A 508-nucleotide genomic window follows, 5' to 3' on the forward strand; every position below is an offset into this window, starting at 1 on the left:
CCTGGTCGGCATCCTGCAACAGGCCGATGCCCGTGATGGCCAGATCGTGGTAGCCCGGCTCGACGGCGAAGTCACCATCAAGCGCCTGCAACGCGTGGGCAAGCACTACCGGTTGTTGCCACGTAACCCAGCCTATGCGCCTATCGATGTGCTCCCCACGCAGGAGTTCTTCATCGAAGGCGTGTTCTGTGGCTTGCTGAGGCGTGACTGATGGGCGCGGTGGTCGACCTCGACCGGCTGTTGGACCAGCGCCGGGTATGGCGCGGCCGGCAGGCCCAGGCGCGACCGCTGGGCCTGCAGCCAACCGGCCATGCCGCGCTGGACGAACGTTTGCCGGAAGGCGGTTGGCCGGCAGCCGCATTGAGCGAACTGCTGTTGGCGAACCCGGGTTGTGGCGAATTGCAGTTGCTGTGGCCAACCCTGGCACGCCTGAGCGCAGAAGCCAGCCGCGTGGTGTTGGTGGCGCCGCCTTTCATTCCCTATGCGCCGGCCTGGCAGGCCGCGGGGG

The 508-nt window shown here is 67.1% G+C and carries 1 protein-coding gene and 1 pseudogene; both read left to right on the forward strand.

Annotation, left to right across the window (positions count from 1 at the left end):
* Nucleotides 1–211, forward strand: a 211-nt coding sequence (locus G1E_RS29370) for a LexA family transcriptional regulator (protein ID WP_047149792.1), incomplete at its 5' end; no start/stop codon positions are given.
* Nucleotides 211–508: pseudogene (locus G1E_RS29375) on the forward strand (DNA lesion error-prone repair protein ImuA); the annotation flags it as partial. The gene G1E_RS29370 and the pseudogene G1E_RS29375, both read left to right, overlap by 1 nt.

It is taken from the genome of Pseudomonas sp. TJI-51, from assembly GCF_000190455.2.
GTDB lineage: Bacteria > Pseudomonadota > Gammaproteobacteria > Pseudomonadales > Pseudomonadaceae > Aquipseudomonas > Aquipseudomonas juntendi.